Origin of the sequence: Burkholderia sp. Bmkn7 (assembly GCF_041103175.1) — a bacterium.
Taxonomy (GTDB): Bacteria; Pseudomonadota; Gammaproteobacteria; order Burkholderiales; family Burkholderiaceae; genus Burkholderia; species Burkholderia cepacia.
Genome location: NZ_JBGCUH010000003.1, coordinates 26,172 through 40,547, shown reverse-complemented (window position 1 = coordinate 40,547; position 14,376 = coordinate 26,172). Strand labels below are relative to the sequence as shown.

Genomic DNA, 14,376 nt, shown 5'->3' with positions numbered 1-14,376 from the left:
TTCGCCTAGCCCGTATGTCCGGGCTTCTGGCGTACACTCGGCACACCCTGTCATCCGGCTTGCTCCGTCTTTACATGAAGCGTCCTGCGACCAAGATCGTGTCATCCGAACACCTCGTTTCCGATTCGAGCGCGGAGCTGTCGGAGCTCGAATACGGGCTCATCATGGCAGGCAACGCGTTCAACCGGTGGATGGTGCGCTGCATGTCGGCGGCCGGCGCGAAGGACATGACGGCGGTCGAGGTGTCGCTGCTGCATCACGTCAGCCACCGTGAACGCAAGAAGAAGCTCGCCGACATCTGCTTCGTGCTCAATATCGAGGATACGCACGTCGCGACCTATGCGCTGAAAAAACTGATCGCCCGCGGCTATGTGAAGAGCGAGAAGAGCGGCAAGGAAGTGTTCTTCTTCGCGACCGACGCGGGCCGCGAGCTGTGCCTGAAGTACCGCGAGGTGCGCGAGCACTGCCTGATCGAGACGCTGAAGGACAGCGGGCTCACCAACGAGCAGATCGGCGACGCGGCGCAGTTGCTGCGCAACGCATCGGGCCTGTACGACACGGCCGCGCGCGCGGCGGCGTCGCTGTAAACGGTTGGGTCAGGGGTGGGCCGGGGTTGCGCCGGCCGTGGCGCGCGGCAATGCGCCGGCGGGCGTGCGACGACGGACGCGGCGGCGCCCGCCGCATCATCCGGCGGCCGGGTAGAGCGCGCCGTCGGTCACGATCCAGCCCAGTGCGAGATCGTGCGCTTCGGCCGGCAGTGCGTCGACGCGGCACGCTTCATAGGCGATGCCGACCGTCACGGGCGGCTGGCTGCCCGGCCACGCGGCGAGCGTGCGGTCGTAATAGCCGCCGCCGTAGCCGAGCCGGTAGCGCTGCAGATCGAATCCCACACAGGGAATCAGCAACAGGTCGGGCACGACGACGATTCCCGACGCCGGTTCCGGAATCCGGTGATGGCCTTCGCGCATCGGCGTGTGCGTGCCCCATGCATGGAACTCGAGCGGCGTGTGCCGCTCGCCGATCACGGGCAGCGCCGCGCGCCGGCCGGCACCGGCCGCGCACCAGGCGAGCACCGCATCGCGCGCATCGAATTCACCCGGCAGCGGCCAGTAGAACCCGACCGTGCGCGGCGCGAGCCGTTCGAGCAGCGTGCGCAGCCGCGCGTCGAGCGCGGCATTCGCGGCGGGTTGCGACGCGGCGTCGCGACGCGCGCCGGACAGCGTTTTGCGTAGCGCAACCTTCGGGTTCGGCACAGGGTTGCGTGCTATGCTTTCGCTCACTTCGTGCTCCATTCAAAACGATGTCGAACAGCCTTTTCCGAGTATATCGCGCGGTCGCGCTGACGCTTTCGGCCACCGCGCTCGTCGCGGGCACGGCCGCGTGCGCCGCACCGAACGACGATACGGTCTCCGGGGACGACCAGACCTTCGTGCAGCTTCGTGAAGCCGCGCGCCGCAACGACGCCGCGAAAGCCGCGCAGCTCGCGTCGATGATTCCGAACTATCCGGTACCGTCCTACGTCGAGTATTTCCAGATCAAGCCGCAGTTGTTCGATTCGACGGGCCGCGCGCGCGTGGATGCGCCGGACGCGCCCGTGCAGTCGTTCCTGCAGCGCTACGATGGCCAGGCGATCGCCGACCGCCTGCGCAACGACTACCTGCTCGTGCTCGGTGCGCGCCACGACTGGCGCAACTTCGACGATCAATACAAGCGCTTCGTGCTCGACGACGACACGCAGGTCAAGTGTTATGCGCTCGAATCGCGCGCGGCGCGCGGCGAGAACGTCGCCGATGCGGCGCGTGCGCTGCTCGTCGAGCCGAAGAATTACGGCGACGCATGCGTCGACCTGATCACCGCGCTGACGGTCAACCAGCAGTTCACGAGCGACGACGTGTGGCAGCAGGCGCGCCTCGCGTACGAGCAGAACTACACGACGCTCGGCGGCAAGATCGTCGACGCGCTCGGCGCGCGTCCGGTCGGCTTCGACCAGGCGACGAGCGCGCCGCCGCTGTACCTCGCGCGCGGTGTCGGCCCCGACGCGACGTCGCACCAGCTCGCGCTGATCGCGCTCGGCCGCATGGCGCGCAACGATCCGGACGCGGCCGCCGGCATGCTCACGACGGTCGCGCCTTCGCTGACCAAACAGGAGCAGGCGATCGCGTGGGGCGCGATCGGCTACCAGGGCGCGATCAAGCGCTCGCCGCTCGCATCGGTCTGGTATGCGAAATCCAAGAATGCGCCGCTGTCGAACCCGGGCTACGAATGGCGCACGCGCGCCGCGCTGCTCGCCGGCAACTGGCCGATGGTGCGCTGGTCGATCGAGCAGATGCCGCCGTCGCTGCGCGACGATCCGGCGTGGATCTACTGGCATGCGCGCGCGCTCAAGCAGAGCGGCGACACGCTGCAGGCGAACCAGGAATTCGAGCAGGTCGCCGGGCAGTACAACTTCTACGGGCAGCTCGCCGGTGAAGAGCTGGGCCAGCGCACGACGATCCCGCCGCGCACGAAGGTGAGCGACGCCGAGATCGACGCGATGGGCAAGATTCCGGGCTTCGCGCTCGCGCAGCGTTTCTACGCGCTGAACCTGCGCCTCGAGGGCAACCGCGAATGGAACTGGCCGCTGCGCGGGATGACCGATCGCCAGCTGCTCGCGGCCGCCGAGTACGGCAAGCGTGTCGACCTGCTCGACCGCACGGTCAACACGGCCGACCGCACGAAAGCGGAGCACGATTTCACGCTGCGCTACCCGTCGCCGTACCGCAACATCGTCGAGCGCTACGCGCAGTCGACGGGCCTCGACACCGAATGGGCGTACGGGCTGATCCGCCAGGAGTCGCGCTTCATCACGAGCGCGCGTTCGTCGGTGGGCGCGGGCGGCCTGATGCAGCTGATGCCGGCCACCGCGCAGATGGTCGCGAAGAAGCTCGGCCTCGGCACGATCTCGCGCACGCAGATGCACGACATCGATACCAACATCCAGCTCGGCACCTGGTATCTGGCGGACATCTACAACAACTTCGACAGCTCGCCGGTGCTCGCCACGGCCGGCTACAACGCTGGCCCGGGCCGGCCGCGCCAGTGGCGCCAGGTGTTGACGCAGCCGGTCGAAGGCGCGATCTTCGCAGAAACGATTCCGTTCAACGAGACGCGCGACTACGTGAAGAACGTGCTGTCGAACACCGTCTATTACGCGGCGCTCTTCGAGGGCAAACCGCAGTCGTTGAAGAAACGTCTAGGCATGATCTCGCCCTGATAAGCAATCTTCACACTGCCGCGCGAGACGCGGCAGTGTTCTTTTGAGGCCCACATCATGGATCGCCAGACCGTCGCGCTGCTGGGCGGCACCGGCTTCATCGGCAGCAGGCTCGTCAATGCGCTGATCGAAGCCGGCAAGCAGGTACGGATCGGCACGCGCCGGCGCGACCACGCGCGCCACCTGCAGATGCTGCCGGTCGAAATCGTCGAGCTCGAAGCGCTCGACACGCGCACGCTCGCGCGCTTCGTCGCCGGTGCGCACGCGGCGATCAACCTCGTCGGCGTGCTGCACGGCGGCCGCGGTACGCCCTACGGGCCCGGCTTCGAACGCGCGCACGTCACGCTGCCGGCCGCGCTCGCGACCGCCTGCACCGAGGTGGGCGTGCGGCGCGTGCTGCACATGAGCGCGCTCGGCGCCGATTCGCATGGCGCGAGCATGTACCAGCGCTCGAAGGGCGACGGCGAGGCCGCGCTGCATGCGATCGCGGCGACCGATTCGCTCGCGCTGACGATCTTCCGCCCGTCGGTCGTGTTCGGCCCCGGCGATGCGTTCCTCAACGCGTTCGCGAACCTGCAGCGCACGGTGCCCGTGCTGCCGCTCGCGATGCCCGACGCGCGCTTCCAGCCCGTGTTCGTCGGCGATGTCGTGCGTGCGTTCGTCAACACGCTCGATCTCGCGGCCGCGCACGGCAAGACCTACGAACTCGGCGGCCCGACCGTCTACACGCTCGAGCAGCTGGTGCGCTATTGCGGCACGCTGGTCGGCCGGCAGGCACGCATCGTGCGGCTGCCCGACGCGCTCGCGCGGCTGCAGGCGAGCGTGTTCGAATGCCTGCCCGGCGAGCCCGTGCTCACGCGCGACAATCTCGCGACGATGTCGGTGCCGAACGTGCTGTCGGGGCCGCTCGCGCCGGAGCTCGGGATCTCGCCCGCGAGTCTCGAAAGCATCGCGCCCGCGTATCTCGGCCAGGCCGCGCAGCGGTCCCGGTTCGACTGGTTCCGCTCGCGCCGCTAGGCGTTCAGCTTCACCCTTTTCACCTTCTCGCTTTCCGGAACACCGTCATGAAACTCGTCATTGGAGACAAGAACTACTCGTCGTGGTCGATGCGTCCGTGGCTGCTGCTCGTGCATTTCGGCATCCCGTTCGACGAGATCGCGATCGAGCTGCGTCACGACGACACGGCCGCACGCATCCTCGAGTATTCGCCGTCCGGCAAGGTACCGTGCCTGATCGACGACCACGGCGTCGCGATCTGGGATTCGCTCGCGATCGCCGAGACGCTCGCCGAACGCTATCCGCAGTTTCCGATGTGGCCGGCCGATCCGCTCGAGCGCGCGCATGCGCGCTGCGTCGCGGCCGAGATGCATGCGGGCTTCGCGGCGCTGCGCACGCAGATGGGCATGAACGTGCGCGCGTCGATGCCGGGGCGCGGCGCGACGCCCGATGCGCTCGCCGACGTCGCGCGCATCGACGCGTTGTGGAGCGCGTGCCTCGAGGCGTCGGGCGGGCCGTTCCTGTTCGGCGAATTCGGGATTGCCGATGCGATGTACGCGCCCGTCGTGATGCGCTTCAACACGTACGCGCCGGGCCTGTCGCCGGAGGCGGCCGGTTATGCGGCCCGCGTGACGGCGCTGCCGGCCGTCCAGCGCTGGATCGACGCCGCGCGCCGTGAAACGAACGTGATCGCCGAATTCGAGCCGCAGCCATGAACATCTACGCTGTAGGCGGTGCGATCCGCGACGAATTGCTCGGCGTGCCCGTGCAGGACCGCGACTACGTGGTGGTGGGCGCGACCCCCGAGCAGATGGCCGCGCAGGGTTTCCGGCCGGTGGGCAAGGATTTCCCGGTCTTCCTGCATCCGCGGACGCAGGAGGAGTACGCGCTCGCACGCACCGAGCGCAAGACGGCGGCCGGTTATCACGGCTTCCAGTTTCATTACGCGCCGGACGTGACGCTCGATGAGGATCTCGCGCGGCGCGACCTGACGATCAACGCGATGGCGCGCGAGGTGAGCCCGGAGGGCGAGCTGGTCGGGCCCGTGATCGACCCGTTCGACGGGCAGGCCGACCTGCGCGCGCGCGTGTTCCGCCATGTGAGCGATGCGTTCGTCGAGGATCCGGTGCGGATCCTGCGCATCGCGCGCTTTGCCGCGCGGTTCGCGGATTTCACGGTCGCGGACGAAACGCTCGCGCTGATGCGGCGGATGGTCGATGCGGGCGAGGTCGACGCGCTCGTGCCCGAACGCGTCTGGCAGGAAATCGCGCGCGGGCTCATGGAGGTGAAACCGTCGCGGATGTTCGCGGTGCTGCGCGAGTGCGGCGCGCTCGCGCGCATCCTGCCCGAAGTCGATGCGTTGTGGGGCGTGCCGCAGCGCGCCGACTACCACCCGGAGGTCGACACCGGCGTGCACGTGATGATGGTCGTCGACTATGCGGCGAAGCAGGGTTATTCGCTGCCGGTGCGCTTCGCGGCGCTCACGCACGATCTCGGCAAGGCGACGACGCCTGCCGACGTGCTGCCGCGCCATATCGGCCACGAGGGACGCAGCGTCGACCTGCTCAAGCCGTTGTGCGAACGGCTGCGCGTGCCGAACGAATGCCGCGATCTCGCGCTCGTGGTCGCGCGCGAGCACGGCAACCTGCATCGCGTGATGGAGATGGGCGCGGCCGCGCTGGTGCGGCTGTTCGAGCGCAGCGACGCGCTGCGCAAGCCGGCGCGTTTCGCCGAGATGCTGCAGGCGTGTGAATCGGATGCGCGCGGGCGGCTCGGGCTCGATACGCAGCCGTATCCGCAGGCCGAGCGGCTGCGCGTCGCGCTCGCGGCCGCGCGCAGCGTCGATGCCGGCGCGATCGCGCGCGGCATCGGCAACGATACGGAGAAGATCCGGGAGGCCGTGCATCGCGCGCGGATCGAGGCTGTCGCGCAGGCGCTCGCGATCGGCGAATAGGGCGGCAGGAAGGTCGGCAGGAAGGGCGCGCGTCGCGCGCCTGCAAAGCCGTTATGGCTTCTTCTTGCGTGCCGGCTTGGCGGCCGCCACGCGTTTGCCGGCGGCCGCGCGCGGCTTGGCTGCCGCCTTCTGGTCTTTTTTCACCGAGCCGGCGGCCCGATCGCGATCCGCCCGTTCGGGCGCCGGCGCGCGGCGGCTCGTGCGCGGTTCGCCCGCCGTGGCGCGCACGACGGGGGCCGGTTTCGTGGTGTCCGTCGTCGCGGACACGAACCCGGCGCGACGGTCGTCGAACAGCGGCAGCGTGCCGACCGCGATCAGCTCGGCCGGCCCGTCGCCCACGTTGGCGACCCGATGCCGCTTGCGCGCGTCGAAGTGCAGCGAGTCGCCGGGCGACAGCGGGTAATGCTTCTTGCCGATCGTGAAGCAGATCCGGCCGGCCAGCACGTACACGAATTCGTCGCCGCCGTGCGCCACCCATTCCGAGCGGTAGCCTTCCATCATCCGCACCTTGAGCGCGTTGATCTGGCTGCCGTCGAACGTGGTGGACAGGCGTTCGTACCATTGCGACGTGGCGTCGAGCGCGTACGCCTTGCGGCTGCCCTCGTGCGAATCGGGCCGCACCTGGCGCGGCTGGTCGATCAGCGCGCCGAGCGGCACGTCGAGCGCCTTCGCGACGTTGACGAGCGACGACAGCGAGATGCCCGTGAGATGGCGCTCGACCTGGGACAGGAACCCGACCGACAGTTTCGCTTCGGTCGCGACTTCCTGCAGCGTCTTCTTCGCTTCCCGGCGCAGGCGGCGAATGCGCTGGCCGATACGCATGAGGTCTGAATCCATGAATCTCTTTCGCGGCAACGAATCGGGAGGCGGGCGGACGGGCGGTGCAGTCGCCGGACAGGGAATTCCGCGCACCGCATGAAGCACGGCCGTCGGGGCGGCGATGCCGGCGCATTGTACCGCGCGGTGCCGCCGGACGAACGCCCGTTGTGCCGGGATCCGCAAGCGTCATGCCGATTTTAGCGCTACGAAAATTTCAGCTTGACCTCGATTTCAGCGTGCTCTAGATTCTGTCGCGCGTATCAAAAAAAGTTAAGTGAGACGAAATTTTTTAAAGGGCCTGCCGCCGGGACGGTACGGCGGCCCGGCGTCGTGCCGCGCCGGGTCGAGCGTCGACCGTGCAGCGGCGCCGGGCCGCGTCAGGCCTGCTTCAAGCCTGCTTTGGGCCCGCTTTGGGCCCGCTTTTGGCCTGTACCCCCGCCGCGTCACCGCCGGCCGCCGACAACAATGCATAACGGGCTTCCGATGATCGATCGACTGAAATACAGCTTCTCCGGCCTCCCCCCCTACGACGCGTCCGTCGTCGACACGCAGGCGGCCCTGTCGCGCCTGCTCGACGCCGCGCGGCTCGATGCGGTATTGGTCACGTCACAGGACGAATACGTGACCGAGTACCTGCCGCGCAGCAACAACCCGCGTTATGCGCTGTCGGGCTTCGACGGTTCGGCCGGCTGCGGGATCTTCCTGAGCGCGGCGACCGCGCAGGCGCTCGGCGTGCCGCCGTTCGTGCTGTTCGTCGACGGCCGTTATCACCTGCAGGCCGAGCAGCAGTGCGATCCGGCACGCGTGCGCATCGAGAAGCTCGGGATGAACGTGACGATCTGGCAGGCGATGGCCGACTGGCTGGTCGCGCACGGGAGCCGGCTCGCACGGGTCGGCTACGACGCGCGGCGGATCAGCGTCGCGCAGCGCGATCGCCTGTTCGAGCGGACGCAGGCCGCGTCGCTCGACTGGACGAGTCTCGCCGATCGCGAGATCGATCGCGCGATCGCGTTGCCGGGCTGGGTCGTCGAGCGGCCGATCTTCGAGGTGCCGGAAGCGATGACCGGCCTGAGCGTCGCGCAGAACCTCGACGCGCTGAACGCCAAGCTCGCCGCGCACACCGGCGCGCCGGACGGCAGGACCGCCTTCTTCACCTGCGCATCGGACGACCTCGCGTATCTGCTGAACAGCCGCGGTTATCACATCCCGAATGCGTCGTCGCACCTCGGCTTCCTGTTCGCGGTGGGCGGGCAGGTGGCGTTGTTCCTGCCGGAAGGCTGCGACCGCTGCGAGGTCATGCTCGAATCGTATCCGGCGCTGCATGTGATCCGGCGCGATGTCGCGGCGCTCGAGCGCTTTCTCGCGCCGTTCGCGGTCGAGCACGTGTGCTACGGCTTCGAATCGGTGAACTGCGCGCTCGTCGACGCGGTGAAGCGGGTGTGGCCGCAGGCGCGGCATGCCGACTTCAACCCGGTCGAGGCGATGCGGGCCGGCAAGACGCCGGCGGTGCTCGACCGGTTCCGCGACGCGTTTGCGCGCAGTTCCGCGGCGATCGCCGAGACGATGCGCTGGGCGAAGACGGGCGAGCCGGGCGTGCGCCATACCGAATACGACCTGGCGCGCGCGATCAACGATGCATACGCCGCGCGCTCCGCGGTTGCGCTGACGTTTCCGTCGATCGCCGCGAACGGCGCGAACAGCGCGTTCGCGCATTACACGGCGGCGAGCGCCGACGTCGAGCTGACGGAAGGCGAACTCGTGCTGCTCGACAGCGGCGCGTATTACGAAGCCGGCTTCGCGACGGACTGCACGCGCGTGGTGCTGCGCCGGACGCACCCGGACACGGTCGCGCAGCCGTGGCAGCGCGAGATCTACACGGTCGCGCTGAAGGCCTGCATCAAGGGGCTCGTCACGCGCTTCCCGAGCACGGCAAAGGGCGGCGACGTCGATGCGCTCGTGCGGCAGGTGTGCCGCGATCACGGCCACGATTTCGGCCACGGCACCGGGCACGGCGTCGGGATTCACGTGCACGAGGGCGGCGTGCGGTTCGCGCCGGGCGCGCAGTACGGGCTCGTGCCGAATGCGGTGATTTCGGTCGAGCCGGGCATCTACCTGCCGGGCAAGGGCGGCGTGCGGATCGAGAACATCGTGATCATCCGTCAGGACGACGCGCAGCCGGACACCGTGACGTTCGAGAACATCGTGACGGTCGGCTACGACTGGGACCTGATCGATCTCGACCTGCTGGACGACGACGAGCGCGCGTACCTGCGCGACTACGAGCGGCTGTGCGTCGAGCGCGGCACGCAGGTCACCGCGTGTCCGCTGCTGTAGGCACCGCCGCCCGCGCCGGTCAGTTCAGCAGGCGCGCCCGCGCGAACGGCGCGATCCGCTCGGCGAGCCACGCGTGCGTGCGTGTCGTCGGGTGCAGCGTGTCCCAGAACACGAAGCGCGCCGGGTCGCGGCAGTCCGCACGCGGCGTCTGCGCGCTCAGGTAGGTGAGCGACGACGGTTTCGGGATGTCGAGGCATGCGCGCTTCGCGTCGTCGAAGCCGTATTGGGCCGGATGGCTCAGCAGGTCGTCGAACAGCGCGTACGCGTCGAACACCTCGAGCCGCAGCGTCGCGCCGTAACGGGCGCGCAGCGCGGCGGCCGCGTCGGCGAGGCGCCGGTTGTAGTCCTTCACCTGCGCGGCGACGTTTGCCGTGTCGGTGCGCGTCGCGAACACCGGTGCGCGCGACACGTCCGGCAGCGTGACGAGCATGATCCGCGTCGCGCCGGCCGCGGCGAGCCGCTCGAGGCTGTCGCGCACCGCATTCGCCGCCTGCTCGGGCGAGCGCCCGTAGTTCACCAGGTCGTTGCCGCCCGCGAACACCGCGAACAGCGTGTTGGCGGGCCGGTAGTCCGGTGCGCGATCCATGTATTCGCGCCACGAGTCGATCTGCTGCACGAGGCCCGGCACGACGAGGTACTGGTCGGTCGCCGCGCCGCCGATCGCCCAGTTGTAGAACGGCAGCCGCAGCGCGTTCGCGAGATATTCGGCCCACACCGGGCCGTTGCTGAAGCGCCCCGCATTCCAGCTCGTGGCGTTCGGCAGCTTCCACTGGCTCGCGTTGAACATGTTCTGCGTGTCGGACAGGCTGTCGCCGAACACGATCAGCTTGTTGACGCGTGCGTCCTGTTGCGCGGCGTCGACGGTCCACACCGTGTAGTTGAACGACAGCGCGTTGTTCGCCGCGACCGCCTGCACGAGGTCGGACCTGATGCCTTTCGCGGCCAGCGTCTTGCGGCACACGTCGGCGAGCGTGTCCTGCGTCGTCGTGCTGTAGAACATGTTCTTCCACTGCGTGATGCCGTCCGCCCACCAGTAGCCGGACACGCGATACCAGTCGCCGCCGGCGGGGTCGCGCGCCCATTCGTAGGTCGCGGCCGGCTTCAGCGGATCCGCGTCGATCCGGTACCAGCAGCGCAGGTACGTGTAGGTGTCGGAGCCGCGGCGCGGCGCGCGCGGCGTCGCGCCGGGCGTAGCCGGGGCGGCCGGCGGCACGACGTCGGGGCCGGCCGGCGACAGCGACATGTCGCCCGTTGGCACGGGCAGCGGCGCGGCGCCGGCGGCCTGCGCGGTGGACAGCGTCAATGCGGCGCCCAGCGTCGCGGCGGCGGAAACGGCGGCGGTGCGGTACGAAAACGGAATGCGGAAATATGGCATGCGGCCCTCTTCTGATTGTTGTGACGGGACGGCGGCGCGGCTGCGCAGCCGTGTATCGGAAGGGACCGTGGGTGCCGGGTTCGAGCCCGGTCTGTCGAAACTCGGGAAGCCGCGAATGGCGGCGAGGTGCTGCGAGGTACTACGAGCTGCTATGAGGTGGTGCGGCAGGAAAGGCAGCGGCGCCGCTGCCGGTCGCTCGGTTGGTCAGTCCGTGCTTCAGCGCATGAGCGCCGATACGCGCCCGTCGGGGCCATAGACGCCGGCCGGCGCGGGCGCCGAGCGCAGTACCGCGAGCGCGCGCTCGTTGTAGTCCATCCGGATCCGGATCAGCATCCCGTTGTTCGCATTGGCCTGGCGCGCGCGTTCGGCGGCCTGTTGCAGCAACTGCCAGCGGCCGGCGAGGCGCGCATCGCGCTCGGCGGCCTGGTCCATCCCCTTCTTGCCGGCCGGAAAGCCGAGCGCGGAAAGCTGGGTGTCGCGCGTGCGTTCGAGCTGCGCGAGCCGGTCGATCAGCTCGCTCTTCTTCTCGACGATCCCGGGCAGCATCTCGAGCGGCTGGGCCATCGTCAGCGCCTTTTCCTCGTAGGCGAGCAGGGACGCGAACGCCTCGACCGTCGCGTGTTCGTCGTTGACCGTGGCCAGCAGCTCTTCTCTCATCGCGTCATGCTCGTCGCGCCGGCGCGGGTTGGGCGCGCCGGCAAACCGGTAGACCGGGGGACCGGCCGCGAGGCCGGCTTCAGTTGCCCGGGCGCTGCTGCTGCAGCAGCTCGCGGGCGGTATTCAATATGCCGTCGGCGATCTTGCTCGCATCGATCGTCAACGTGCCGTTGTTCAGCGCGTCCTTGATCGACTGGACGAGGCCCGTGTCGATATCGGCGTTGCCGGACGCGGATACCGAACGCAACTGGCCGGACAGACCCGACAGGTTCACGGTCGTGTCGCCGCCGGTCGACCCTGCGTCGGCCGCCTGCGCGGACGAAGACGAGGCCGCGCCGGATGGCGCACGGGTCGCGCCGTTGCCGGTCGGCGCCAGGGGGCTCGGGTTCGGAGTGGAATCGATCTTCACGATGGGTTTCCTGTTCGGTTTGACCCAGATAACGGCCGGGTCGGCCCGAACTTTAGCATCGCGAGCCCGAAATGCTCCGAATAAACAATTCTTTACATTCTTGCCGCAGGATCCGTCCCTACAGCGGAATCTCCACGGTGCCGGCGTCCTTGACGATCGCCGTGACGATCTGGCCCGCCGCCATCCGCACCCTGACCGACTGGCCGGGCGCGGCATTCGCCAGCGCGCTGCCCTCGGCCGAAATCGTGAAACCGGGCCCGGCCGCGACCACCCGCACCGTCTGGCCGGCCGACACCGACGCCGCGCTCTTCAGCAGGTCCTGCCGCAGCGGCAGCCCGGCCGAGATGCGCGCGAGCGCGGTCGAGCCGATCGCCTGCGCCGGATCAGTGATCACCGCGAGCGGCAGTACCGTCAGGTCGCCGTCGCGGGCGACCAGGTCGGCCGCGGAGAGCGGCTCGCCGGGCGCGATCTGGCGCGCGGCGACGTAATAGGTGGCCTGTACGGTGACTTTCGCCTGCAGGTAGACGGTCCACGGCCGCTCGCCCGCGCAGCGCACGCCGACCGTCGTGCGGCCCCACAGGCGCGCGCCGGTCGGCATGAACGGCTCGAGCGTCGTGCACGCGGCGAGCCCGCGCGGAAACGCGGTCGTGACCGTCGCGGTGGTCTTGCCGGGCAGGCCCGCGATCTGCTGCTGCAGGAACGCGAGGGCCGCGCGGCGGATCGACTCGGGATCCTGCTGGCCGGGCGGCGTCGCGGGCTGGGCGGCATTGGTGGTATTGGCTGCCGGGGCCGGGTTGGCGGAACCCGGCGTCGCGCGCGGCGCCGGCAACGCCGACGCGGCGCGGGCGGCCGCCATGCGTGCGGCGAAGGCCGGCTGCGGGGCCGGCCGCACGGGATTCGACGCGGGTTCGGCCGTGCCGGCGACGACCGTCGCGATCGCAGTCGGATCGGCGGCACGCGGCGCGCCGTATCCGGCGTTCGCGCGGGCGGCTGCGTAGACGGGGCGGGGCGCGGGCGCCGGTGCCGGTCCCACAGCAGCCGGCGGCGGGACGGTCGTCACGACCATCGTGCCGGCCGGTTGCGGCGCGTAGCCGGTGCTGGCGGCACCCGTGCCGCTCGTCGAGCGACCCGCGTCCGGCGCGAGGCCCGCACCCGGCGCCATCGCCGCATTCCCGGCGAACTGCCCGCCGCTTGCCGCATTGGCGTGCGCGAGCGCGGTTTCGGCCGTCTCGCCGCGCCCGGGAATCACGATCATCCCGTCGTCCGCGTGCGCGGCCGGGGCGGCGATCCACAGTGCCGCGGAGAGCGCAAAGGCACGCGCAAACGCACGCCGGACGTGCATGAGCCGCCCGTTCCTTCCGCGAAGTGCGCTGCCAGTCATCGCCCGATCCCCGATCCGTTGCTCCGCTTCGCATTCTAGGGAGCGGGGCCGTCGCGCAAACGATGAATAGAGGGGGCCTTTGCCGCGTTATTCGCCCGATTGCCGGTTGCGTCCGGCGCCTACCATCGCTGTCATGGAAAAAAGCCTCTCGGGCCGCCATCCGGCGCGAGGGGCGTGCAGCGCTTCATACGGAGAGACGCACACATGCTGGACAAACTCGATGCGGAATTCGCGTTCGGCCGACAGGCGCTCGACGTGCGCGCCTACCGGCAGGAACTGCTGTCGTCGAACATCGCGAACTCCGACACGCCCGGCTACCAGGCCCGCGACGTCGATTTCGCGTCGACGCTCGCGCGCTCGCTGAAGCAGGCCAATTGCGGCCTCGCGCCGAGCAACGCCGCGCAACTGCCGATGACGCAGCCGGCCGGCGTGACGAGCGGCATGTCGATGGTGTCGACGGCGGCGGGCCACATGGCCGGCACCGCGAAGCTGATCCCGACGGGCGGCCCGGCGGACGACTACGGCCGCGCGCAGTACCGGATGCCGCTGCAGCCGTCGCTCGACGGCAACACGGTCGATCTCGACGTCGAGCGCGTGCAGTTCGCGAACAACGCGCTGCACTACCAGACCGGGATGACCGTGATGACCCAGCAGATCAAGGCGATGATCGCCGCGATCACGACGAACCAGTGACGGCGCGCGCCGCCTCCGAATCCGAGCAAAAGGAGCTTCCATGCCTTCGTTGATGAACATCTTCGGCGTCGCCGGCTCGGCGCTGTCCGCGCAGTCGCAGCGCCTGAACGTCACCGCGTCGAACCTCGCGAACGCCGACAGCGCGACCGGCCCCGACGGCAAGCCGTACAAGGCCAAGCAGGTCGTGTTCGCGACCGACCCGATCGGCGGCGCGCGCACCGCGTCCGGCCAGGGCGTGGGCGGCGTGCGCGTGACGAAGGTGATGGACGACCCGTCGCCGATGAAGTCGACCTACGACCCGTCGAACCCGGCCGCCGACGCGAACGGCTACGTGCAGATGCCGAACGTCGATCCGGTGCAGGAGATGGTGAACATGATCTCGGCGTCGCGCTCGTACCAGGCCAACGTCGAGACGCTGAACACCGCGAAGACGCTGATGCTCAAGACGCTGACGATCGGCTCGTAAGCCGCGCGCCGACCGACCTTACAGACCCGACAGTTCCGA

The 14,376-nt window shown here is 69.3% G+C and carries 14 protein-coding genes; 8 read left to right on the top strand and 6 right to left on the bottom strand.

Going from position 1 to position 14,376, the window contains the following annotated elements:
* The first annotated feature begins 74 nt into the window (after nt 1–74).
* A complete protein-coding gene (locus tag AB3K92_RS21570; RefSeq protein ID WP_059496546.1) occupies nt 75–587 on the top strand; it encodes a winged helix DNA-binding protein in 513 nt (170 codons plus the stop codon).
* Nucleotides 588–683: 96 nt separating this feature from the next.
* Here the strand turns inward: AB3K92_RS21570 and AB3K92_RS21565 are convergent, their stop codons facing one another.
* Nucleotides 684–1,292 carry a 5-formyltetrahydrofolate cyclo-ligase gene (locus AB3K92_RS21565; RefSeq protein ID WP_369465818.1) on the bottom strand — a complete coding sequence of 203 codons (609 nt, stop codon included), beginning with the start codon at nt 1,290–1,292 and terminating at the stop codon, nt 684–686.
* 8 nt (nt 1,293–1,300) lie between these two features.
* Between AB3K92_RS21565 and AB3K92_RS21560 the strand changes: the two genes are divergently transcribed.
* From AB3K92_RS21560 to AB3K92_RS21545, 4 genes are read left to right on the top strand one after another with little or no spacing between them, the layout of a single operon-like run.
* On the top strand, nt 1,301–3,253 hold the full coding sequence (locus tag AB3K92_RS21560; protein WP_048026618.1) for a lytic transglycosylase domain-containing protein: 1,953 nt from the start codon (nt 1,301–1,303) through the stop codon (nt 3,251–3,253).
* A 57-nt stretch (nt 3,254–3,310) separates the two neighbouring features.
* Nucleotides 3,311–4,270 (top strand): complex I NDUFA9 subunit family protein, encoded by a 960-nt coding sequence (locus tag AB3K92_RS21555; RefSeq protein ID WP_369465817.1) that lies wholly within the window; start codon nt 3,311–3,313, stop codon nt 4,268–4,270.
* A 47-nt stretch (nt 4,271–4,317) separates the two neighbouring features.
* Nucleotides 4,318–4,965 carry a glutathione S-transferase family protein gene (locus AB3K92_RS21550; RefSeq protein WP_042977654.1) on the top strand — a complete coding sequence of 216 codons (648 nt, stop codon included), beginning with the start codon at nt 4,318–4,320 and terminating at the stop codon, nt 4,963–4,965.
* The gene (locus tag AB3K92_RS21545; protein WP_021163148.1) at nt 4,962–6,203 is read left to right on the top strand and encodes a multifunctional CCA addition/repair protein; all 1,242 of its coding nucleotides are present in this window, start codon (nt 4,962–4,964) and stop codon (nt 6,201–6,203) included. Before AB3K92_RS21550 ends, AB3K92_RS21545 begins: the two co-directional genes overlap by 4 nt.
* A gap of 51 nt (nt 6,204–6,254) precedes the next feature.
* On the opposite strand, the gene AB3K92_RS21540 is transcribed toward AB3K92_RS21545, so the two are convergent.
* A complete protein-coding gene (locus AB3K92_RS21540; protein WP_059483912.1) occupies nt 6,255–7,040 on the bottom strand; it encodes a helix-turn-helix domain-containing protein in 786 nt (261 codons plus the stop codon).
* 465 nt (nt 7,041–7,505) lie between these two features.
* On the opposite strand from AB3K92_RS21540, the gene AB3K92_RS21535 reads away from it, so the two are divergent.
* Entirely contained in the window at nt 7,506–9,356 is a 1,851-nt protein-coding gene (locus tag AB3K92_RS21535; protein WP_369465816.1) for a M24 family metallopeptidase, read from the top strand.
* Nucleotides 9,357–9,375: 19 nt separating this feature from the next.
* On the opposite strand, the gene AB3K92_RS21530 is transcribed toward AB3K92_RS21535, so the two are convergent.
* From AB3K92_RS21530 to flgA, 4 genes are all read right to left on the bottom strand, one after another.
* On the bottom strand, nt 9,376–10,731 hold the full coding sequence (locus AB3K92_RS21530; RefSeq protein WP_369465815.1) for an SGNH/GDSL hydrolase family protein: 1,356 nt from the start codon (nt 10,729–10,731) through the stop codon (nt 9,376–9,378).
* A gap of 216 nt (nt 10,732–10,947) precedes the next feature.
* Nucleotides 10,948–11,388 (bottom strand): flagella synthesis protein FlgN, encoded by a 441-nt coding sequence (locus tag AB3K92_RS21525; protein ID WP_021163144.1) that lies wholly within the window; start codon nt 11,386–11,388, stop codon nt 10,948–10,950.
* A 79-nt stretch (nt 11,389–11,467) separates the two neighbouring features.
* Complete coding sequence (gene flgM, locus AB3K92_RS21520) at nt 11,468–11,797, bottom strand: flagellar biosynthesis anti-sigma factor FlgM (RefSeq protein ID WP_048026624.1); 330 nt, start codon at nt 11,795–11,797, stop codon at nt 11,468–11,470.
* A 118-nt stretch (nt 11,798–11,915) separates the two neighbouring features.
* A complete protein-coding gene (gene flgA, locus AB3K92_RS21515; RefSeq protein WP_369465814.1) occupies nt 11,916–13,178 on the bottom strand; it encodes a flagellar basal body P-ring formation chaperone FlgA in 1,263 nt (420 codons plus the stop codon).
* 204 nt (nt 13,179–13,382) lie between these two features.
* Here flgA and AB3K92_RS21510 point away from each other — a divergent pair, with 204 nt between their 5' ends.
* On the top strand, nt 13,383–13,871 hold the full coding sequence (locus AB3K92_RS21510) for a flagellar basal body rod protein FlgB (protein WP_369465813.1): 489 nt from the start codon (nt 13,383–13,385) through the stop codon (nt 13,869–13,871).
* A gap of 40 nt (nt 13,872–13,911) precedes the next feature.
* Nucleotides 13,912–14,337 (top strand): flagellar basal body rod protein FlgC, encoded by a 426-nt coding sequence (gene flgC / locus AB3K92_RS21505; RefSeq protein ID WP_021164156.1) that lies wholly within the window; start codon nt 13,912–13,914, stop codon nt 14,335–14,337.
* The last annotated feature ends 39 nt before the right edge of the window (nt 14,338–14,376 follow it).

Excerpts from the sequence above, each read along its gene's own strand:
- AB3K92_RS21570 (WP_059496546.1), top strand. The coding sequence starts at position 75 with ATGAAGCGTCCTGCGACCAAGATCGTGTCATCCGAACACCTCGTTTCC.
- AB3K92_RS21565 (WP_369465818.1), bottom strand. The coding sequence starts at position 1,292 with ATGGAGCACGAAGTGAGCGAAAGCATAGCACGCAACCCTGTGCCGAAC.
- AB3K92_RS21560 (WP_048026618.1), top strand. The coding sequence starts at position 1,301 with ATGTCGAACAGCCTTTTCCGAGTATATCGCGCGGTCGCGCTGACGCTT.
- AB3K92_RS21555 (WP_369465817.1), top strand. The coding sequence starts at position 3,311 with ATGGATCGCCAGACCGTCGCGCTGCTGGGCGGCACCGGCTTCATCGGC.
- AB3K92_RS21550 (WP_042977654.1), top strand. The coding sequence starts at position 4,318 with ATGAAACTCGTCATTGGAGACAAGAACTACTCGTCGTGGTCGATGCGT.
- AB3K92_RS21545 (WP_021163148.1), top strand. The coding sequence starts at position 4,962 with ATGAACATCTACGCTGTAGGCGGTGCGATCCGCGACGAATTGCTCGGC.
- AB3K92_RS21540 (WP_059483912.1), bottom strand. The coding sequence starts at position 7,040 with ATGGATTCAGACCTCATGCGTATCGGCCAGCGCATTCGCCGCCTGCGC.
- AB3K92_RS21535 (WP_369465816.1), top strand. The coding sequence starts at position 7,506 with ATGATCGATCGACTGAAATACAGCTTCTCCGGCCTCCCCCCCTACGAC.
- AB3K92_RS21530 (WP_369465815.1), bottom strand. The coding sequence starts at position 10,731 with ATGCCATATTTCCGCATTCCGTTTTCGTACCGCACCGCCGCCGTTTCC.
- AB3K92_RS21525 (WP_021163144.1), bottom strand. The coding sequence starts at position 11,388 with ATGAGAGAAGAGCTGCTGGCCACGGTCAACGACGAACACGCGACGGTC.
- flgA (WP_369465814.1), bottom strand. The coding sequence starts at position 13,178 with ATGACTGGCAGCGCACTTCGCGGAAGGAACGGGCGGCTCATGCACGTC.
- AB3K92_RS21510 (WP_369465813.1), top strand. The coding sequence starts at position 13,383 with ATGCTGGACAAACTCGATGCGGAATTCGCGTTCGGCCGACAGGCGCTC.
- flgC (WP_021164156.1), top strand. The coding sequence starts at position 13,912 with ATGCCTTCGTTGATGAACATCTTCGGCGTCGCCGGCTCGGCGCTGTCC.